Origin of the sequence: Caballeronia choica, from assembly GCF_001544535.1 — a bacterium.
GTDB lineage: Bacteria > Pseudomonadota > Gammaproteobacteria > Burkholderiales > Burkholderiaceae > Caballeronia > Caballeronia choica.
Map to the genome: position 1 here is coordinate 47,223 of NZ_FCON02000029.1, position 19,650 is coordinate 66,872.

Below are 19,650 nucleotides of genomic sequence, written 5' to 3' on the forward strand. Positions count from 1 at the left end.
TGCGCCGGGCGGCTTCACACGGAAGTGCGTGGTACGCGCGGTACAATCGACGCATCGCCATTGCGCCCTTGCCGGATAAAAAATGAGCCGTTTTCCGCCGAATTCAAGGCCGCCGCAGCGATTCGATCCGCGCAAACCCCAGGCAATCGCCGATTTGCTCGGCCGCACCGATGCGTTTCGCGCGCTGCGTGCCGGCGTCGAGCAGATGGCGGCGATGCAGCGCGACCTATCGACGCTCTTGCCGGATTACCTGGCCTCGAGTGTCGAGCCGGGCTTTATCAAAGAGGGCGTCCTGACGCTGTTCGCAGGCCACAACGCGCTCGCGGCGCGTCTGCGCCACATCGAACCGCGCCTGCTCGCCGACCTGCAGCAGCGCGGCTGGGCCGTGAATTCGCTGAAGATCCGCGTGCGTCCGCAATCGATGAAAGAAGCCGCGCCTCAAAAGCAGGCGCGCATGTCCGCAGCCGGCGCCGATGCATTGCAGGAACTCGCGGAAACGCTCGAACCTTCGCCGCTCCAAGAGGCGCTTGCCAAAATGGCCGCGCGCCATCACGCGAAAGCACACCAAAAAAAATGAGCGGCGCTTTCGCTGCCGCTCATTCTTCGGATGACTTCTGCTTTTAACTGATTTTAAGCAAACGCCGTCTGCGTGTCGAATGCGAATCCACGCGGTGCTTTTTGCGTGTCCTCGAAAGTAACGATTTCAAATGCGTCTTCGTGCGCGAGCAGTTCACGCAACAGCATGTTATTCAGCGCGTGACCGCCTTTGTAAGCGGTGTACGACGCGAGCAGCGGATGACCGACCACGTACAAATCGCCGATTGCGTCGAGCATCTTGTGCTTCACGAATTCGTCGTCGTAACGCAAGCCGTCGTTGTTCAGAATGCGGTACTCGTCCAGCACGATCGCGTTGTCCATGCTGCCGCCGCGTGCGAGACCCAGTTCGCGCATCATCTCGACTTCATGCGCAAAACCGAACGTGCGCGCACGCGCGATCTCACGCACATACGACGTATTGGCGAAATCCACTTCCAGCGCCTGACCGGTTTTATCCACGGCCGGATGGCGAAAATCGATCGTAAAGCTCAGCTTGAAACCGAAATACGGATCGAGGCGCGCAAATTTGTCGCCATCGCGAATCTCGACGGGTTTCGTCACCTTGATGAATTTTTTCGCGGCGTTTTGCTCTTCGATTCCCGCCGATTGAATCAGAAACACGAACGAAGCGGCGCTGCCGTCCATGATCGGAATTTCTTCAGCGGTTACATCGACATACAGATTATCGATGCCAAGGCCCGCGCACGCCGACATCAAATGCTCGATCGTGGAAACGCGCGCGCCGTCTTTTTGCAGCACGGAGGCAAGCCGCGTGTCGCCGATCGCCAGGGCCGACGCGGGAATGTCGACCGGCGTGGGCAGATCGATACGCGCGAAAACAATGCCGGTGCCCGCCGGGGCCGGCTTCAGCGTCAACTCGACCTTCCGGCCGGAATGCAATCCGATGCCGACGGTCTTCACGACGGTCTTGATGGTTCGTTGCTTCAACATGATTTTTCCGCTTCGATTTAAATTCTCTATAAAGAGAATTAATCGTGAATATGTATTCAATAGCACGAATTATACTCCATCCGCTGCGCGTCGTCCTGACAGGGAGCGTATCTATCTGTTTCCCTGTGTTACGCCACAGCGCGAATCGAGGAAGCAGAACAGGCCGATGACCGGAATGGAGGCATTTCCGGGCACCGGCCCAAAGTCGCTGCCGATTACGAGGGCGTTTTCGCTCGTTGCCTCAGCGCAACAAAGTGCGAAAACAACAAACTGCCCTGCGTTTCAGCGCAACGTCGCAAGGATGCTTTCAGCGTCGCTGACTTCAAACTTGCCGGGCGCTTCGACATTCAGCGTCTTGACCACGCCGTCGTCGACCACCATCGCGTAGCGCTGGGAACGGATTCCCATGCCACGCTCGGACAAGTCCTGTTCGAGACCCAGCGCCTGAGTGAAACGCGCGGCTCCGTCGGCGATCATCTTCACCTTGCCCGAGGTTTGAAGATCGCGTCCCCACGCGTTCATGACGAACGCGTCGTTGACGGACACGCACCAGATTTCGTCGATACCGGCGGCGTTCAGACGCTCCGCCGCTTCGACATAGCCCGGTGCGTGTTTCGCGGAACAGGTCGGCGTGAAGGCGCCCGGCAATCCGAAGATCACCACGCGCTTGCCCGCCGTCCGCTCGCGCGCCGAGAACCCGTTCGGTCCCACGGCGCAGCCCTCGCCCGCCACTTCGACAAACTCGAAGAGGCGCGCATCCGGCAACGTATCACCCACTTTGATCATGCTCGGTCCTTCGCTCGTCAGTGCTTTGGCAACCTCGCGATGCAACTCATGCCGCACGAGCGAGACGCGATCGGCTTCGAAGCGGTGCATCTTTTACACAAACTTGCACCCATTTCGTGGAGGTCGGTTGGCCACGGCCCGGTGTCCGGTGAAGGACGCGGCCTTGGACAGTCGCCCCAGAGAGCCGATCCGTCAGGCTCCGCGTTCTGCTTCGCGCGTGCAGTGCGCCGCACCACACTAGCTCAGCAAAAAGCGTGCAACGCCTTTTCAGTCCGCTTGCTTGCGCAGGAACGCCGGAATGTCGTACGTATCGACGCCCTTTTCCTGCAGCGCCTGCACGTGCGAAGCCGCCGTTTCGCGCGACGAACGCCACACCGCCGGCGTGTCGAGCGCGCCGTAATCCGTCGGATGCGATTGCTGCGGCACGTAGTTGCCGTGATGCGGCTGCCCGTGCGAGATCGGCTGGTTGTCGGTGCCGGTGCGCAGCAGAGTCATCGGGGCGGCCTGCTTGTTCTTCGCCGCGCGGCCGAGGCCCGTTGCCACCACCGTCACGCGCAGCGCATCGCCCATCGCGTCGTCGTACACCGCGCCGAAGATCACCGTGGCATCTTCCGCCGCGTAGCTCTTGATCGTGTTCATCACTTCGCGCGTTTCCGACAGACGCAGCGACCGGCTCGACGTGATGTTCACCAGCACGCCACGCGCGCCCGACAGGTCGACGCCTTCCAGCAACGGGCTTGCGACAGCCTGCTCGGCGGCCAGACGCGCGCGATCGACGCCGGCCACCGTCGCCGTGCCCATCATCGCCTTGCCCTGTTCGCCCATCACCGTCTTCACGTCTTCGAAGTCGACGTTGACCAGGCCGTCGACGTTGATGATTTCCGCGATACCGGCGACCGCGTTGTTCAGGACGTCGTCGGCGCACTGGAAGCACTTGTCCATTTCGGCGTCGTCGCCCATCACCTCGAACAGCTTGTCGTTGAGCACGACGATCAGCGAGTCGACATGATCTTCCAGTTGCTGCGAACCCGCCTCGGCGACGCGCATGCGGCGGCCGCCTTCAAATTCGAACGGCTTGCTGACGACACCGACCGTCAGGATGCCCATTTCCTTGGCGATCTGCGCGACCACCGGTGCCGCGCCCGTGCCCGTGCCGCCGCCCATGCCGGCGGTGATGAACACCATGTGCGCGCCACGCAGCGCGTCGGCGATGCGCTCGCGTGCGTCTTCCGCCGCGGCCTTGCCCATATCCGGCTTCGCACCGGCTCCCAGCCCCGTGCTGCCGAGCTGGATCACCGTGTTGGCACGCGAACGCGCGAGCGCTTGCGCGTCGGTGTTCATCACGATGAAGTCGACGCCCTGCACGCCGCGGTTGATCATGTGCTGCACGGCATTGCCGCCAGCGCCACCAACTCCGACGACCTTGATGATCGTTCCGTTGGTTTCCGTTTCCAGCATTTCGAAATCCATGTTGCCTCCGTCAAGATGAAAAGCGGCGTTATTCGGCAAGCGATCGGGCAACCGCCTGTCGCGCGCCAGCCGCCGGCACCAGCGCGTATTGTCTTTACTGCGTAACCTTTTTTAGAAGGCTTGCGTCGCAACTCTCGTCAAAACCCTTGCTAGAAATTCCCGAGGAACCAGTCCTTCATCCTCGTGAATACCTGTCCCATCGAACCCGACTGCACCGCGACCTTGCGGCCGCGCATGCGCTGCGAACGCCCTTCGACGAGCAAGCCCATTGCCGTCGAATAACGCGGATTGCGCACGACATCCGCGAGACCGCCCGCATATTCCGGCACGCCAATGCGCACCGGCTTCAGGAAAATGTCCTCGCCGAGTTCGACCATGCCCGGCATCATCGACGCCCCGCCGGTCAGCACGACGCCGCTGCTCAGCAACTCTTCATAGCCCGACTCGCGCACGACCTGCTGCACGAGCGAGAACAGCTCTTCGACGCGCGGCTCGACCACCGCCGCCAGCGCCTGCCGCGACAGCGTGCGCGGGCCGCGCTCGCCGAGCCCCGGCACTTCAATCATTTCGTCCGGGTCGGCCAGCGCCTGCTTCGCGATGCCGTAGCTCACCTTGATGTCTTCCGCGTCCGGCGTCGGCGTGCGCAGCGCCATCGCGACGTCGCTCGTGATCTGGTCGCCGGCGATCGGGATCACGGCCGTATGGCGGATCGCGCCTTCGCTGAAGATCGCGATGTCGGTCGTGCCGCCGCCGATATCCACGAGCACGACGCCCAGTTCCTTCTCGTCCTCGGTCAGCGTTGCCAGCGACGAAGCGAGCGGCTGCAGGATCAGGTCGTTCACTTCGAGCCCGCAGCGGCGCACGCACTTGACGATGTTCTGCGCCGCGCTCACCGCGCCCGTCACGATGTGCACCTTCACTTCGAGCCGGATGCCGCTCATGCCGATCGGCTCGCGCACGTCTTCCTGGCCGTCGATAATGAATTCCTGCGTCAGGATGTGGAGCACCTGCTGATCGGTCGGGATGTTGATCGCCTTGGCCGTCTCGATCACGCGTGCGACGTCGGCCTGCGTGACTTCCTTGTCCTTGATCGCGACCATGCCGCTCGAATTGAAGCTGCGGATGTGGCTGCCCGCGATCCCGGTGAACACGTTGGTGATCTTGCAGTCGGCCATCAGTTCCGCTTCTTCGAGCGCGCGCTGGATCGACTGCACCGTGGCCTCGATATTGACCACGACGCCCTTCTTCAATCCCTTCGAGTCGTTTTGACCGAGTCCGATCACCTCGTAGTGGCCTTCGCCCTTCAGTTCAGCGACGATCGCCACCACCTTCGACGTTCCGATGTCGAGGGCGACCAGCAGGTCTTTGTAGTCTTTGCTCATAGCGTGCTCATTGCCTGTGATGTCTGGTTACTTCTTGGCTTTGTCGGTGTCGCTGATGAAACGCATGCCGGCAGCCCGTATCGCGAAGCCGTTCGGATAGCGCAAATCCGCGTATTCGATGTCATTCCCCCACCGCCCCGTCACCGACGACCACGCCGCCACGAACCGGCGGCTGCGGTCGAACAAAGTGTCCTGATTGCGCTCGCGTCCGAGTTCGATCTGCGTGCCGTTCGAGAGCTTCACCGTCCACGCGAAACGCGGCGACAGCGTCACTTCGTCCGGGTGCGCATCGAGCGGCGCGAACCACTTCGTGAAATCGCGATAGCGCGCCACCACTTCCTTCGCCGTGCCTTCCGGGCCGTCGAACGCGGGCAGGTCGTCGTCGAGTTCGCCCTGGTTCGCGGTGAACAGTTCGCCGTCCACGCTCACCAGTTGATCGCTGCCCCACGTGCCGAGCGGCTTGAATTCCTCCAGCGTCACGGCGAGCGCGTTCGGCCACACGCGGCGCACGCTCGCGTGACGCACCCACGGCATCTGTTCGAACGCGGTGCGCGCCGTATCGAGATCGACGGTGAAGAAGTTGCCCTTCAGGCGCCCCACCACGCCTGCGCGCACCGTCGGCGAATTGATGTGCGACGTGTCGCCGTCGATCTGGATCTCGCGGAGGCGAAACTCGGGACGCTGGATCGCCCAGTAACCCGCGGCGGCCAGAAGCACGAGCACGAGCAGCCCGTGCAGTGCATTGGCGGCGAGGTTGAGCTGGCGAGCGTTATTCCACATGTTTCGGCTTCAGTCCTTCAGTTCTTGAGCGTCAGCGACAACACCTTCACGACGAGATCCTGGTAGCTGATCCCGACCGCGCGCGCCGCCTTCGGCGGCAGCGAGTGATCGGTCATGCCGGGCGCCGTGTTCACTTCGAGGAAATACGGATTGCCGTCCGCATCGAGCATGAAATCGGCGCGGCCCCAGTCGGTGCAGCCGAGCATGTCGAAGGCGCGCTGCGTCAGTTGCTTCATGCGCGTTTCTTCGGCGGGCGTGAGGCCGCACGGAATCAGGTACTGCGTGTCGTTGGCGATGTACTTCGCGTGGTAGTCGTAGAACTCGCCCGCGGGCACGATCTTGATGACCGGCAGGTCGAGGTCGCCCGCGATGCAGCACGTGAATTCACCGCCGCCTTCGATGCTCTTCTCGACGATCACGATCTTGTCGAACTTCGCCGCTTCGACCAGCGCCGGTACCAATGCATCGGCGCTCTTCACCTTGATGACCGCGACGCTCGATCCTTCCGTCGCCGGCTTCACGAAGAGCGGCAAGCCGAGCTTCGCGACGATCTCCAACGAGCGCGCGTCGTAGTCGTCGCCACGCATGACGGTTTCGAACGGCGGCGTCGGCACGCCGGTCTGCTGCCACACGAGCTTGGTGCGCAGTTTGTCCATGCCGAGCGCCGAGCCGAGTACGCCGCTGCCCGTATAGCGGATGCCGTAGAAATCGAGCGCGCCCTGCAACTGGCCGTTCTCGCCATAGCCGCCATGCAGCGCGATGAACGCGCGCACGAAGCCTTCGTCCTTGAGTTCGGACAGCGGACGCTCGGCCGGATCGAACGGATGCGCGTCGATGCCCGCATCGCGCAGGCCCTGCAGCACGAGGCGCCCGGAATTCAGCGATACCTCGCGCTCGGCCGAATTGCCGCCGAGGAGTACTGCCACTTTGCCGAATGCTTTCGGATCGATCTCGTTCACGTTCACGTTCTTGCTCGCTTCATTTCCCGCTTCATTTCCCATTGCGCTATTCATTTCAGTTCTTGCGATGATTCTTGCGTGATGCGCCCGCACACTCCGCCGATGGAACCGGCGCCCATCGTGATCACCACGTCGCGGTTGCGCGCGATGGTCGTCAGCGCGTCCGGCATTTCGTCGACCGTTTCCACGAACACCGGCTCGACCTTGCCCGCGACCCGGATTGCGCGTGCGAGCGCGCGGCCGTCGGCAGCGACGATCGGCGCTTCGCCCGCCGAATAGACTTCGGTAAGCACGAGGGCATCGACGGTGGAGAGCACTTTCACGAAGTCTTCGAAGCAATCGCGGGTGCGCGTGAAGCGATGCGGCTGGAACGCAAGCACCAGGCGCCGGCCCGGGAACGCGCCGCGCGCCGCCGCGATGGTCGCGGCCATCTCGACCGGGTGATGGCCGTAGTCGTCGATCAGCGTGTACGCGCCATCCCCCGCCTTCACTTCGCCGTAGCGCTGAAAGCGCCGGCCCACGCCGTTGAATTCACTGAGCGCTCGCTGGATATCGGCATCGGACACCTCGAGTTCAGTCGCGATGGCGATGGCCGCGAGCGCGTTCTGCACGTTGTGCGTGCCCGGCAGGTTCAACGTGACATCGAGCGGCGGCGCGTCTTCGCGCAGCGTCGTGAAATGCATGAGGCCTTCGCGTGCCTCGACGTTCACCGCGCGCACTTGCGCCTCGGCGCCGAGGCCGTAGCGGATGATCGGCTTCGACACGAACGGCAGGATCTCGCGCACGTTCGGATCGTCGACGCACAGCACGGCGATGCCGTAGAACGGCAGCCGGTGCGTGAATTCGATGAACGCCTGCTTGAGCCGCGCGAAATCGTGGCCGTAGGTGTCCATGTGATCGGCGTCGATATTCGTGATGACTTCGATCACCGGAAAGAGATTCAGGAACGACGCGTCCGACTCGTCCGCTTCCGCGACGATGAAGTCGCCCGTGCCGAGCCGCGCGTTCGCGCCCGCGCTGTTCAGACGCCCGCCGATCACGAAGGTCGGATCGAGCCCGCCCGCGGCCAGCACGCTCGCGACGAGCGAGGTCGTCGTGGTCTTGCCGTGCGTGCCGGCAATCGCGATGCCCTGCTTCAGGCGCATGAGTTCCGCGAGCATCACGGCGCGCGGCACGATCGGAATGCGGCGATGGCGCGCGGCCAGCACTTCCGGATTGTCGGAGCGCACGGCGGTCGACACGACCACTGCATTCGCCCCTTCGATGTTCTGCGCGTCATGCCCGATCGCGACACGCGCGCCGAGCGCGCTCAAGCGGTCGGTCACCGCGTTCTTCGACAGGTCCGAGCCGCTCACCTGATAGCCGAGGTTGACCAGCACCTCCGCGATGCCGCTCATCCCCACGCCGCCGATGCCGACAAAATGAATGTGTTTGACGATGTGTTTCATTTCAAATCCTTCAGCGCTTCGGCGCTTTCGCCCGTGCCCATGCCGGCCACGTCGGCGCATATCCTGGCGACGCGTTCCGTCGCGTCGGGCTTCGCCAGTTCGCGGGAGCGCTCGGCCATGCCGGCGAGCAACTCACGCGTCTGGCTGCGCAACCAGCCGGCGAGCTTTTCCGCCGACAGGTCGCGTTGCTGTATCAGTTGCGCCGCGCCGTTCTTTTCGAGGAACGCGGCGTTGGTCGTCTGGTGATCGTCGACGGCGAACGGGAACGGCACGAAGAGCGCCGCCACGCCGACCGCCGCGATCTCCGACACCGTCATCGCGCCCGAGCGGCAGATCACGAGATCGGCGGCGGCGTAGGCGCTCGCCATGTCCTCGATGAAGGGCACGAGTTGCAGGTCTTCGCCACGCTGCAAGCCCGCTGCGGCATAGTTCGCTTCGAGTGCTTCGATATGCTTCGCGCCCGCCTGATGCACGATGCGCGGACGCAGCGCGGGATCGAGCAGCGCCATCGCTTTCGGTACCGTTTCGTTCAATGCCGCCGCGCCCAAGCTGCCGCCGACGACCAGCACATTGAGCTTGCCGTTGCGAGCGGCGTAGCGTTCTTTGGGTGGCAATGCGCGCGCAAGTTCCGCACGAATCGGATTGCCGGTCCATTCGGCGTTCGGCAAGGCATTTGGAAACGCGACCAGCACGCGCTTCGCCAGATGCGCGAGCACCTTGTTCGCGAGACCGGCGATCGAATTCTGTTCGTGCAGCACGAGCGGATAGCCGCCGAGCTTCGTCATCAAACCGGCGGGAAACGTGATGTAGCCGCCCATGCCGAGCACGACGTCCGGCTTCACGCGGCGCAGCGCGCCCAGGCTCTCCGAACACGCGCGCATGAGGTTCACCGGCAGCATCAGCTTCGTCTTCAGCCCCTTGCCGCGCACGCCGCCGAAGCGCACGTATTCCATCGGAATGCCGTGCTTCGGGACGAGCGTCGCTTCCATGCCCGCCGCGTTGCCGAGCCACACGACACGCCAGCCGCGCGCCTGCATCCAGTGGGCGACCGCGAGCCCCGGGAACACGTGTCCGCCGGTGCCGCCCGCCATCACCATCAGCGTGCGCGAACTGGATGCGCCCGATGCCGTCATACCTTCCCTCCGCGCATCAGCACGCGATTCTCATAGTCCACGCGCATCAGCACCGCGAGCGCGACGCAGTTCAGCAAGATGCCCGAACCGCCGTAGCTCACGAGCGGCAGCGTGAGACCCTTGGTCGGCAGGAGGCCGAGGTTCACGCCCATGTTGATGAAGGTCTGCGCACCGAACCAGATGCCGACGCCTTTCGCCATCAGCCCGGCAAACGTGCGGTCGAGCGCGAGCGCCTGACGGCCGATCTCGAACGCGCGTCGCACGATCCAGTAGAACAGCAGGATCACGACGATCACGCCGACGAACCCGAGTTCTTCGCCGATCACCGCGAGGATGAAGTCGGTATGTGCTTCGGGCAGGTAGTTGAGCTTCTCGACACTGCCGCCGAGCCCGACGCCGAACCACTCGCCGCGACCGAACGCGATCAGCGAGTGCGTCAACTGATATGCCTTGCCCTGCGCGTAACGGTCGTCCCACGGATCGAGGTAGGCGAAGATCCGCTCGCGGCGCCACGGCGACAGCCACACGAGCATGGTGAAGGTGCCGACCGCCGTGAGCACGAGGCCGCCGAACAGCTTGCCGTTCACGCCGCCGAGGAACAGCACGCCCATCGCGATCGCGGCGATCACCATGAATGCGCCCATGTCGGGTTCGAGCAGCAGCAGCGCGCCGACGGCGCCGACCGCCACCGCCATCGGCAGGAAGCCGCGCCCGAAGCTGTGCATGAACTCTTGCTTGCGCACGGTGTAGTTGGCGGCGTAGATCGTCACGGCCAGCTTCATGATTTCCGACGGCTGCATGTTCGTGATGCCAAGCGGAATCCAGCGGCGCGCGCCGTTCACGCCCTTGCCGACATGCGGAATCAGCACGACGACCAGCATCAGCAGCGCGATGAGGAAAAGCTTCGGCGCGTACTTGTCCCACGCCGACACCGGAATCTTGAACGCAACGATCGCGCCGACGATCGCCGTCGTCACCGAGATCAGGTGGCGCACGAGGAAGTGATAGTCGCGGTACTGCGCGTACTTCGGCGAATCGGGCATCGCGATCGACGCCGAATACACCATCACGATGCCGAGCCCGAGCAGCGCGATCGTGACCCACAGGAGCGAGTGGTCGTAGTCGAGCATGCGCGAGCGGATCGGCCGCACGCCGTTCACCGCGCTCGAAATGCCGCTCGCGCTGTCCGCCCCGCGCTCGCTCAGGTGGCTGATGCGGCTCGTGCGTCCGCCGAGCGCGGCGCTGTCGTTGGCAACCGCGTTGCGTTGTCCGCTGAGTTTCGATCCAAAGCGTTCGGACCAGCTCATAGCATCACTCCCCGCGCGGCGGCGATTTCTTCGATCGCGTGACGAAACACGTCGGCGCGATGTGCGTAGTTCCTGAACATGTCGAGGCTCGCGCACGCAGGCGAGAGCAGCACGGCATCGCCCGCTTGCGCGAGTTGCGCGGCGGCTTGCGTCGCGGCTTCGAGCGTCGCGTGGTCCTGCAGTTCGATGCCGGTTTCGGCCAGCACTTCGCGGATGCGCGGCGCGTCGCGGCCGATCAGCATCACGGCGCGGCACCAGCGCGCGACCGGCGCGACGAGGGGCGAAAAATCCTGGCCCTTGCCGTCGCCGCCGGCGATCAGCACGACGCGTTGCGCGAGGCCGTCGAGCGCGGCGACCGTCGCGCCGACGTTCGTCCCCTTGCTGTCGTCGACGTAATCGATGCCGTCGATCTGCGCGATCACTTCCACGCGATGCGGCTCGCCCCGGTATTCACGCAAGCCGTGCAGCAACGCGGCGAGCGGCAGGTCGATCGCGCGTGCGAGCGCCAGGGCTGCCAACGCGTTCGCCGCGTTGTGCAAGCCGCGGATGCGCAATGCGTCGGCGGGCATCAGGCGCTTCGAGACGACCTCCGGCGCGGCGGCGGCTTCGTGCTTGCGACGGCGCGTTGGCGCGGGCACGTCGCTGGCGTCGCGGTCGTATCCTTCCGCAAGCCACACGATGCCGATGTCGCGGAGCAGACCGTAGTCGCCCACGCGCGCCGGCTCGTCGAGTCCGAACGTCACCACGCTCGATGACCCTTGTGCGAGGGCCATCGTGCGGGCGTCGTCGCGGTTCAGCACGCGCACCGTCCGCGCGCCGAAGATGCGGCCCTTGGCGGACGCGTAGGCGTCGAGTCCGCCGTGCCAGTCGAGGTGATCCTGCGTGATGTTCAGCACGGCGGCTGCATGAGGCGCGAAGGTGTGCGCCGTTTCCAGTTGGAAGCTCGACAGTTCGAGCAGCCAGACATCGGGCAGCGCGGTGTTGTCGATGGCGTCGGTCAGCTTGTCGAGCATCGCCGGGCTGATGTTGCCCGCGACCGCCACCGCCTTGCCCGCGCGTTCGCACAGGAGGCCGGTGAGCGCGGTCGTCGTGGTCTTGCCGTTCGTGCCGGTGATCGCCAGGACCTTCGGCGCGTAGCCGTTCACGCCGAGCGACCTGAGCGCCTGCGCGAACAGTTCAAGTTCACCCCACACGGGAATGCCGCGTTCCTTCGCGGCATCGATCAGCGGTTTCAGGTCGGCGGCGAGCGGCGACAACCCCGGGCTGATCGCGACGATCTCGATGTCGCCATCCAGCAGCGCAGGCGTGAACGCGCCACCGACGAATTCCGCGTCGATCTTGCGAACGGCCAGCTCGGAAAGATTCGGCGGCGTCTCGCGCGTATCGGCGATCCGCAGCCGGCACCCGTGCCTGGCGCACCAGCGCGCCATCGCGAGGCCGGATTCACCGAGCCCCAGCACCAGCACCATCGGACTCGGCCGACCCAGAAACTTCTCGCCAAACATCGCTTTACCTTTCTCTGACAACGATTTAACGCAACTTGAGCGTCGACAGCCCGAACAGGCACAACATCAGCGTGATGATCCAGAAACGCACGACGACCTGCGTCTCGGTCCAGCCCGACAATTCGTAGTGGTGATGCAGCGGCGCCATCTTGAAGACGCGCCGTCCTTCGCCGTAGCGGCGCTTGGTGTACTTGAACCAGAACACCTGCAGCATCACGGAGAGCGTCTCCGCCACGAAAATCCCGCCCATGATGAAGAGCACGATTTCCTGGCGCACGATCACGGCGATCGTGCCGAGCGCGCCGCCGAGCGCGAGCGCGCCGACGTCGCCCATGAAGACCTGCGCGGGGTGCGTGTTGTACCAGAGGAACGCGAGACCCGCGCCGCCCATCGCCGAGCAGAAGATCAGCAGTTCGCCCGCGCCGGGAATGTGCGGAAACAGCAGGTATTTCGAGTACACCGAGCTGCCCATCACGTAGGCGAACGCGCCGAGCGACGCGCCCACCAGCACGACCGGCATGATGACGAGGCCGTCGAGGCCGTCGGTGAGATTCACGGCATTGCTCGCGCCGACGATCACGAAATACGTCAGCGCGATGAAGCCCCACACGCCGAGCGGATAGCTGATCGCCTTCACGAACGGGAGCATCAGGTCGGCGCGCGCGGGCAGGCCCATCGACAGGCCGCTTCGCACCCACGCCATGAAGAGATCGAACACGCGCGCGTTGTTCGCCTCCGACACGCTGAACGCCAGATAAACGGCGGCGAACAGGCCGATCACCGATTGCCAGAAATACTTCTCGCGCGACGACATGCCGCGCGGGTCCTTGTGCACCACTTTCCGGTAGTCGTCGACCCAGCCGATCACGCCGTAGCCGAACGTGACGAGCATCACGATCCACACGAAGCGGTTCGTGAGGTCGGCCCACAGCAGCGTCGACACCGCGATGCCGAGCAGGATCAGCACGCCGCCCATCGTCGGCGTGCCGGATTTGACGAGGTGCGTCTGCGGCCCGTCCTTGCGCACGGCCTGGCCGACTTTCATCGCCGTCAGTTTGCGGATCACCCACGGTCCGCAGAAGAGGCCGATCAAAAGCGCCGTCGCCGTGGCACCGACGGCGCGGAACGTGATGTAGATGAACACGCGCATGAAGCTGGCGTCATTCTGTAGCCATTGCGCGAGTGCGAGTAGCATGCTGGTCCTTCTTCTCTAATCAGTGTGCGGCGGGCGCAGTGCCCGACGCGGGTTGGTGTGGACTCGTCACGGCGTCCACCACACGTTCCATCTGCATGAAACGCGAGCCTTTCACGAGAAACGTGGCGCCGGATCCGAAGCCGGCCTGGGTCAGTGCTGCAATCAGTTGCGTTACATCGGTGAGGTGCTTCGCCGTTCTGTTCGATGCCGCCGAGTGGAACGCCCTTGCCGAGTCGGCGCTGGCATCGCCCAACGCGAAAAGCGCATCGATGCCGCGCTCCGCCGCATACGCGCCCACTTCGCGATGAAACGCCGGGCCCTGGTCGCCGACTTCGCCCATGTCGCCCATCACGAGGACGCGCGGCGACGGTTGCGCCGCGAGCACGTCGATGGCGGCGCGCATCGAATCGGGGTTCGAGTTGTACGTATCGTCGATGACGGTTGCGCCTTCGATCGGCTCTAGCGCCGCGCGCTTCACCTGCAAGCGGCCCTTCACCGGCTCGAACGCTTCGAGGCCGCGCCTGATCGCATCGAGCGACACGCCCGCCGCGAGCGCCGCCGCCGTCGCGGCAAGCGCATTGCGGGCGTTGTGTTCGCCAAGCACGCGCAACGCGACGGAGAGCGGTCCTTGCGGCGTCACGATCTCGACGCTCGTCCCGGCGATACGGCCCGTCACCGCGGCCTTCGAAGGATCGTCGGACAGCGCGAAGTCGACGATCGGATTGCCGGTCGCGGCGACGCGCCAGATGCTCGCGTAGGCATCGTCGGCGGGAAACACGGCCGTGCCGGTGTCACCGAGCGCATGAATCACCGACGCGTGTTCCAGCGCGACCGCTTCCACCGTCGCCATGAACTCCTGATGCTCGCGCTGCGCGTTGTTCACGACCGAAACCGTGGGCGCCGCGATCTTCCCGAGCACTTCGGTTTCTCCCGGGTGGTTCATGCCGAGCTCGACCACGGCCAGGCGGTGCGTTGCGTTGAGACGGAACAACGTCAGCGGCAAGCCGATGTCGTTGTTGAAATTGCCCGCCGTCGCCATGCACGCTGCTTCGCCCACCGCCGCCGAGAAAATCGACGCGATCATCTCCTTGACCGTCGTCTTGCCGTTGCTGCCGGTGACGGCGACGAGCGGCATCGTGAAGCGCTCGCGCCATCCGTGTGCGAGCGCACCGAGCGCGGCGCGGGTGTCCTTTACCTTGATAACCGGCAGCGACGCATCGAGAGGCTCGCGAGAAACCAGCGCCGCCGACGCGCCGCGCTCCGCAACCTGCTTCAGGAAATCATGCGCATCGAAACGATCGCCCTTCACCGCGACGAACAGATCTCCGGCACCCGCCGTGCGGCTATCGGTCGACACGCGGTCGAGCGCGACGCTTTCGTCGCCGATCACGACGGCGCCCGGAATCAGCGCGGCGGCCTCACGCAAAGTGAAGATCGTCATTCGCCGCCTCCGCGCGTGTGCGTGGCGCGTGCCGCAAGCGCGAGGCGCGCGTGATCCTGATCGGAGAAAGCGCGTTTCTTTCCCATGATTTCCTGCGTTGCCTCGTGCCCTTTGCCGGCCAGCACGACCACGTCTTCGCGAGCCGCCGCGCGGATTGCCTGAAGGATTGCGCTCGCGCGGTCTTCGATCCGGCGCGCGTGCGTCGCGTCGCGCATGCCGGCCGCGATCTGCCCGATGATCGACTGCGGGTCTTCGCTGCGCGGGTTGTCGCCCGTGATCACGACCTGATCCGCGAGCTTTTCCGCGATCGCTCCCATCAGCGGGCGCTTGGTCGCGTCGCGGTCGCCGCCGCAGCCGAACATGCAGATGAGCTGACCGCCGCGCGCCTCGGCAATCGGGCGCAGCGCGGCGAGGGTTTTATCGAGGGCGTCCGGCGTGTGCGCATAGTCGATCACGACGAGCGGTTCGTCGTTCTGCGGGCGGCCGCCGAGACGCTGCATCCGTCCGTTCACCGGTTCGAGCTTCGCGATCTGCGCGAGCGCGGCGTCGAGCGGGATGCCGGTGTCGAGCAGCGCGCCGAGCACCGCGAGCAGGTTGCTCACGTTGAACGCGCCGAGCGTGCCGACCTCGACCTCCGCATCGCCCCAGTCCGACGCCAGATGAAACGCCGTGCCGTTGGCCGTCGCACGGACGTTGGTGGCGAGCAGCAACGCGTCGGCGCGCGGCACGGCTTGCGCCGGAATCTCGACGCCGTAGGCGATCGTGCGCAACTTGCCGCGCAACGATTCGATCAGGCGCTGTCCGGCGGCATCGTCGCGATTGACGATTGCGGCCTTCAGCGACGGCCACGCGAACAGGCGCGCCTTCGCCGCTTCGTAGGCGTCGAACGTGACGTGGTAGTCGAGGTGATCCTGCGTGAGATTCGTGAAGATGGCGATGTCGAAGTTCGTGCCGTTCACGCGCCCCTGATGCAGCGCATGCGACGACACTTCCATCACCACGCCCTGCGCGCCCGCCGCCTTCAGTTGAGCGAGATTGCGCTGGAGCTGCGGCGCATCGGGCGTCGTGAAGCCGCTCGCGACGAGCTTGCCCGGCATCCCGATGCCCAGCGTGCCGACGATCGCGCACGGCTTGCCGACCGCCGTCAACGCGGTGGCGAGCCACTGACTGCACGACGTCTTGCCGTTCGTGCCGGTCACGCCGACGGTCAGCATCGATTCGGTCGGCTCGCCGTACCACGCGGCAGCGATCGGACCGGCCAGTTCGTTCAGCGCCTTCACCGCGAGCGTTTTTTCGGCGTCGGGCTTGCCGCCGAAATTTTCCGGCTGATACAGCGCGGCGGCGGCACCGTTCGCGAGCGCGGCATCGATGTACTGGCGGTTGTCCGCGCCATCGACGGCATAGGCGAAGAACACGTCGCCGCTTTTCAGCGAGCGCGTGTCGGCATGCAACTGCGCGTCCGGCTGCGCGTGCGCGCGCAGCCATTGCACCGCCTGCGCGATGTCCTTGCGCGCCTTCGGTTGCTTGCTCGGCGCGTTCATCGAACGACTCCCGGGTGCGTCTTGTTATTGCTCGACACCGCGAGCTTCTTCGCCGTGCTCTGTGCGTTTTGCGGCGGAGCCGCTGCGGCCGGCTGGGACGCCGCACCCGACTCGTCATTCACGACCATCTGCTTGAACGGCATGTCGGGCGGCACGTTGAGCGCGCGCAGCGTGTCGCCGGCGATCGCCGAGAACACCGGACCCGACACCTGTCCGCCGAAGTGGCTGCCGACCGTCGGCTCGTCGACGGACACCGCCACCACGATGCGCGGATTCGGCATCGGCCCCATGCCGACGAACGACGCGCGATATTTCGAATGGTCGTAGCCGTGGCCCCCGTGCTTGTACGCGGTGCCGCTCTTGCCGCCGACGCGATAGCCCGGCACGGCCGCATCCGGCGACGTGCCGCCCTTCGCGGTCACGGTTTCGAGCATCGCGCGGACTTCACGCGCGGTGGTCGGCGCGAAGACTTGCGGCCCTTGCACCGGCTGGTCGCCCGGCGTGCGGAAAATCGACACCGGCAAAACCTGCCCGTCGTGGGCGATCGCCGTATAGGCGCGCGCAAGCTGGAACAGCGACGCCGACAGGCCGTAGCCATACGACATCGTCGCCTGCTCGATGCGGCGCCAGCTTTTCCACGGCCGCAGACGCCCCGTCACCGCGCCCGGGAAGCCGACCTTCGGCGCCTGGCCGAGGCCGATGCTCGTGTACATGTTCCACATTTCCTCGGGGCGCAACTGCATCGCGATCTTGGTCGCGCCGATATTGCTCGACTTTTGAATCACGCCGCCTACTGTCAGCACGCCGAAGCCGGAGTCGTCGGTGATGCGCGCGCCGTCGAGCACGAACACGCCGCCGCCGGTATCGACGAGCGTATTCGGCGACACGCGATGCAGGTCCAGCGCAAGCGACACCGTAAACGGCTTCATGATCGAGCCGGGCTCGAACGTGTCGGTGAGGATGCGGTTGCGCAACTGCTCGCCGGTCATCCGCGAGCGGTCGTTCGGGTTGTAGGTGGGATAGTTGACGAGCGCGAGCACTTCGCCCGTCTTCACGTCGATCACGATTGCCGCGCCTGCCTTCGCCTTCGACTTCTCGACCGCCGCCTTGAGGTTCGTGTACGCGATGTACTGGATCTTGCTGTCGATCGAGAGATCGACGTCCGTGCCGTTGTGCGGCACGACTTGCTCGTCGACGTCCTCGACGATGTGCCCCATCCGGTCCTTGATCACGCGGCGCATGCCCGGCGTGCCGGCAAGCACGCCCTGGTCGCCGAGTTCGACGCCTTCCTGACCCTTGTCTTCAATATTAGTAAAGCCGATCAGGTGCGCAGTGATTTCGCCTTCCGGATAGAAGCGCTTGTATTCACCGCGCGAATAAATGCCGGGGATGTCGAGCGCCGCGACTTTCTGCGCGGTTTCGAGCGGCACCTGACGCTTCACGTAGACAAACGTCTTGTCCACCGACAGCTTCGCGCGCAACTCCTTCTGCGTCATGTCGAGCAGCTTTGCGAGCTCGGTGAGCTTGTCCGCGCCGAGATCGTTCGGCACGGCTTCGGGAATCGCCCAGATCGCCTTCACCGGCAAGCTCGTTGCGAGCACGAGGCCGTTGCGGTCGCGAATCTGGCCGCGCGTCGCCGGCAGTTCGAGCGTGCGCTGATAGCGGCTCTCGCCCTGTTTCTTGAAGAACGCGTTGCCCGGGCCCTGGATCCAGAACGCGCGCGCCGCGAGCGCGACGAACGCCATGAACAGCATGAACACGACGAGCTTCGAGCGCCACATCGGCAGGCGCAGCGACAGGATCGGATTCGGGGTGTAGGCCACGTCCTTTTGCTTCGCGGATTTTTTCATCGCTTGGCTCCGCGCGCAGGAGGCGCCGACGCCGGCAACGGCGGCGGCATCGGGGCATCGGCGGCTTTCGAGGTCGCCGGATCGTAGGTGAGGTATTGCGTGCGGCCGGTACTCACGGGCTGCATCTTTAAAGAATTAGTGGCCAACTGCTCGATGCGCGAGGTCTTCGACAACGCGCTCTGCTGATACTGCAACTGCGAAAAATCCTGTTGAAGCTGGCGCTCCTGCGACTGCGCGCGCTGCACTTCGATAAAGATCTGCCGCTGCTGATTGGTCGCGCTGACGACCGAAAGCGCGCACCCGAGCACGACGATCAACAGGAAAATGTTGAGGCGGTTCATGGCGCGATCCGCTCCGCAATGCGCATCACAGCGGACCGGGCGCGCGGATTGGCGGCGACTTCAGCGTCGCTTGCGAACACGCGTCCGACGATGCGCAGCGGCGGACTCGGCAAGTCGACGGCGCGGATCGGCAGGCGGCGGTCGATCGCCGGCGTGCTCGCGTGCGCCTGCATGAACCGCTTGACGATCCGATCCTCGAGCGAATGAAAGCTGATCACGACCAGCCGGCCCCCTTGCTCCAACAACGCCAAAGCTGCTTCCAGGACTACCTGCAGCTCCGCAAGCTCTTGATTGATGTGAATCCGTATAGCCTGAAAGGTACGAGTTGCCGGGTCCTTGCCCTTCTCACGGGTTTTGACGACGTGACCCACGATTTCGGCAAGCTCGCTCGTGCTGACGAGAGGCCCAAGACGCTCGGACTCTGCCCGGCGAGCAACAAGCGCCTTTGCAATCTGAAAAGCAAACCGTTCTTCCCCATAATCTCTGATCACCTCCGTCAATTCCTGCACCGTTGCCCGCGCGAGCCACTCAGCTGCCGACTCGCCGCGAGTCGGATCCATCCGCATATCGAGCGGACCTTCCGCCCTGAAGCTGAAGCCACGACCCGGATCGTCCACCTGCGGCGACGACACCCCCAGATCCAGCAACACACCCGCTACCCGCGCTACTCCTCGCTCGCTTGCCGCGTCGCGCAGGGCAGCGAAGCTGTCGTGCACGATCGAAAAGCGTGAGTCCTGTATTTGTTGCGCCGTGGCGATTGCAAGCGGATCCTTGTCGAAGGCGATCAGTCGCCCTTCGTCACCCAGCTTGCTCAACACCGCACGGCTATGACCACCCCGCCCGAACGTGCCATCTATATAGATACCGTCCGTGCGCGTGACCAACGCATCTACCGCTTCATCCAGCAGCACCGTGCGATGCTGCAGTTCGTTTCCCATCGCAGGTGCCATGTATTTAGCGCCGC

17 protein-coding genes are annotated in these 19,650 nt (G+C 64.6%); 1 reads left to right on the forward strand and 16 read right to left on the reverse strand.

Annotated features, from left to right (window positions below):
• Positions 1-82: 82 nt before the first annotated feature.
• On the forward strand, positions 83-577 hold the full coding sequence (locus tag AWB68_RS15440) for a DciA family protein (RefSeq protein WP_087645218.1): 495 nt from the start codon (positions 83-85) through the stop codon (positions 575-577).
• A gap of 53 nt (positions 578-630) precedes the next feature.
• On the opposite strand, the gene lpxC is transcribed toward AWB68_RS15440, so the two are convergent.
• The 16 genes from lpxC to rsmH form a co-directional block, all read right to left on the reverse strand.
• Positions 631-1,548 (reverse strand): UDP-3-O-acyl-N-acetylglucosamine deacetylase, encoded by a 918-nt coding sequence (gene lpxC / locus AWB68_RS15445; RefSeq protein ID WP_087645219.1) that lies wholly within the window; start codon positions 1,546-1,548, stop codon positions 631-633.
• A 282-nt stretch (positions 1,549-1,830) separates the two neighbouring features.
• Entirely contained in the window at positions 1,831-2,334 is a 504-nt protein-coding gene (locus AWB68_RS15450) for a peroxiredoxin (protein ID WP_087645245.1), read from the reverse strand.
• Positions 2,335-2,601: 267 nt separating this feature from the next.
• Positions 2,602-3,804, reverse strand: a complete 1,203-nt coding sequence (gene ftsZ, locus AWB68_RS15455) for a cell division protein FtsZ (RefSeq protein WP_087645220.1) — start codon at positions 3,802-3,804, stop codon at positions 2,602-2,604.
• 149 nt (positions 3,805-3,953) lie between these two features.
• Positions 3,954-5,186: a cell division protein FtsA gene (gene ftsA, locus AWB68_RS15460; RefSeq protein ID WP_087645221.1), complete on the reverse strand. Its 1,233-nt coding sequence runs from the start codon at positions 5,184-5,186 to the stop codon at positions 3,954-3,956.
• Positions 5,187-5,213: 27 nt separating this feature from the next.
• Positions 5,214-5,966: a cell division protein FtsQ/DivIB gene (locus AWB68_RS15465; RefSeq protein WP_087645222.1), complete on the reverse strand. Its 753-nt coding sequence runs from the start codon at positions 5,964-5,966 to the stop codon at positions 5,214-5,216.
• Between the two features lie 17 nt (positions 5,967-5,983).
• Positions 5,984-6,925 carry a D-alanine--D-alanine ligase gene (locus AWB68_RS15470; RefSeq protein WP_087645246.1) on the reverse strand — a complete coding sequence of 314 codons (942 nt, stop codon included), beginning with the start codon at positions 6,923-6,925 and terminating at the stop codon, positions 5,984-5,986.
• A 50-nt stretch (positions 6,926-6,975) separates the two neighbouring features.
• Entirely contained in the window at positions 6,976-8,373 is a 1,398-nt protein-coding gene (gene murC / locus AWB68_RS15475) for a UDP-N-acetylmuramate--L-alanine ligase (RefSeq protein ID WP_087645223.1), read from the reverse strand.
• The gene (gene murG, locus AWB68_RS15480) at positions 8,370-9,506 is read right to left on the reverse strand and encodes an undecaprenyldiphospho-muramoylpentapeptide beta-N-acetylglucosaminyltransferase (protein ID WP_087645224.1); all 1,137 of its coding nucleotides are present in this window, start codon (positions 9,504-9,506) and stop codon (positions 8,370-8,372) included. Before murG ends, murC begins: the two co-directional genes overlap by 4 nt.
• On the reverse strand, positions 9,503-10,813 hold the full coding sequence (gene ftsW / locus AWB68_RS15485) for a putative lipid II flippase FtsW (protein WP_087645225.1): 1,311 nt from the start codon (positions 10,811-10,813) through the stop codon (positions 9,503-9,505). Before ftsW ends, murG begins: the two co-directional genes overlap by 4 nt.
• Positions 10,810-12,318 (reverse strand): UDP-N-acetylmuramoyl-L-alanine--D-glutamate ligase, encoded by a 1,509-nt coding sequence (gene murD / locus AWB68_RS15490; protein WP_087645226.1) that lies wholly within the window; start codon positions 12,316-12,318, stop codon positions 10,810-10,812. Before murD ends, ftsW begins: the two co-directional genes overlap by 4 nt.
• Positions 12,319-12,343: 25 nt before the next feature.
• Positions 12,344-13,513: a phospho-N-acetylmuramoyl-pentapeptide-transferase gene (gene mraY, locus AWB68_RS15495; RefSeq protein WP_087645227.1), complete on the reverse strand. Its 1,170-nt coding sequence runs from the start codon at positions 13,511-13,513 to the stop codon at positions 12,344-12,346.
• Positions 13,514-13,532: 19 nt separating this feature from the next.
• A complete protein-coding gene (locus AWB68_RS15500; protein ID WP_087645228.1) occupies positions 13,533-14,954 on the reverse strand; it encodes a UDP-N-acetylmuramoyl-tripeptide--D-alanyl-D-alanine ligase in 1,422 nt (473 codons plus the stop codon).
• Entirely contained in the window at positions 14,951-16,495 is a 1,545-nt protein-coding gene (locus tag AWB68_RS15505) for a UDP-N-acetylmuramoyl-L-alanyl-D-glutamate--2,6-diaminopimelate ligase (RefSeq protein WP_087645229.1), read from the reverse strand. The genes AWB68_RS15500 and AWB68_RS15505 overlap by 4 nt, the downstream gene beginning before the upstream one ends.
• Entirely contained in the window at positions 16,492-18,345 is a 1,854-nt protein-coding gene (locus AWB68_RS15510; RefSeq protein ID WP_087645230.1) for a peptidoglycan D,D-transpeptidase FtsI family protein, read from the reverse strand. The genes AWB68_RS15505 and AWB68_RS15510 overlap by 4 nt, the downstream gene beginning before the upstream one ends.
• The gene (gene ftsL / locus AWB68_RS15515; RefSeq protein ID WP_087645231.1) at positions 18,342-18,686 is read right to left on the reverse strand and encodes a cell division protein FtsL; all 345 of its coding nucleotides are present in this window, start codon (positions 18,684-18,686) and stop codon (positions 18,342-18,344) included. The genes AWB68_RS15510 and ftsL overlap by 4 nt, the downstream gene beginning before the upstream one ends.
• Positions 18,683-19,636, reverse strand: coding sequence for a 16S rRNA (cytosine(1402)-N(4))-methyltransferase RsmH (gene rsmH, locus AWB68_RS15520; protein WP_087645232.1), 954 nt, complete (start codon positions 19,634-19,636; stop codon positions 18,683-18,685). Before rsmH ends, ftsL begins: the two co-directional genes overlap by 4 nt.
• Positions 19,637-19,650 lie beyond the last annotated feature (14 nt).

Excerpts from the sequence above, each read along its gene's own strand:
- AWB68_RS15440 (WP_087645218.1), top strand. The coding sequence starts at position 83 with ATGAGCCGTTTTCCGCCGAATTCAAGGCCGCCGCAGCGATTCGATCCG.
- lpxC (WP_087645219.1), bottom strand. The coding sequence starts at position 1,548 with ATGTTGAAGCAACGAACCATCAAGACCGTCGTGAAGACCGTCGGCATC.
- AWB68_RS15450 (WP_087645245.1), bottom strand. The coding sequence starts at position 2,334 with ATGATCAAAGTGGGTGATACGTTGCCGGATGCGCGCCTCTTCGAGTTT.
- ftsZ (WP_087645220.1), bottom strand. The coding sequence starts at position 3,804 with ATGGATTTCGAAATGCTGGAAACGGAAACCAACGGAACGATCATCAAG.
- ftsA (WP_087645221.1), bottom strand. The coding sequence starts at position 5,186 with ATGAGCAAAGACTACAAAGACCTGCTGGTCGCCCTCGACATCGGAACG.
- AWB68_RS15465 (WP_087645222.1), bottom strand. The coding sequence starts at position 5,966 with ATGTGGAATAACGCTCGCCAGCTCAACCTCGCCGCCAATGCACTGCAC.
- murC (WP_087645223.1), bottom strand. The coding sequence starts at position 8,373 with ATGAAACACATCGTCAAACACATTCATTTTGTCGGCATCGGCGGCGTG.
- murG (WP_087645224.1), bottom strand. The coding sequence starts at position 9,506 with ATGACGGCATCGGGCGCATCCAGTTCGCGCACGCTGATGGTGATGGCG.
- ftsW (WP_087645225.1), bottom strand. The coding sequence starts at position 10,813 with ATGAGCTGGTCCGAACGCTTTGGATCGAAACTCAGCGGACAACGCAAC.
- murD (WP_087645226.1), bottom strand. The coding sequence starts at position 12,318 with ATGTTTGGCGAGAAGTTTCTGGGTCGGCCGAGTCCGATGGTGCTGGTG.
- mraY (WP_087645227.1), bottom strand. The coding sequence starts at position 13,513 with ATGCTACTCGCACTCGCGCAATGGCTACAGAATGACGCCAGCTTCATG.
- AWB68_RS15500 (WP_087645228.1), bottom strand. The coding sequence starts at position 14,954 with ATGACGATCTTCACTTTGCGTGAGGCCGCCGCGCTGATTCCGGGCGCC.
- AWB68_RS15505 (WP_087645229.1), bottom strand. The coding sequence starts at position 16,495 with ATGAACGCGCCGAGCAAGCAACCGAAGGCGCGCAAGGACATCGCGCAG.
- AWB68_RS15510 (WP_087645230.1), bottom strand. The coding sequence starts at position 18,345 with ATGAAAAAATCCGCGAAGCAAAAGGACGTGGCCTACACCCCGAATCCG.
- ftsL (WP_087645231.1), bottom strand. The coding sequence starts at position 18,686 with ATGAACCGCCTCAACATTTTCCTGTTGATCGTCGTGCTCGGGTGCGCG.
- rsmH (WP_087645232.1), bottom strand. The coding sequence starts at position 19,636 with ATGGCACCTGCGATGGGAAACGAACTGCAGCATCGCACGGTGCTGCTG.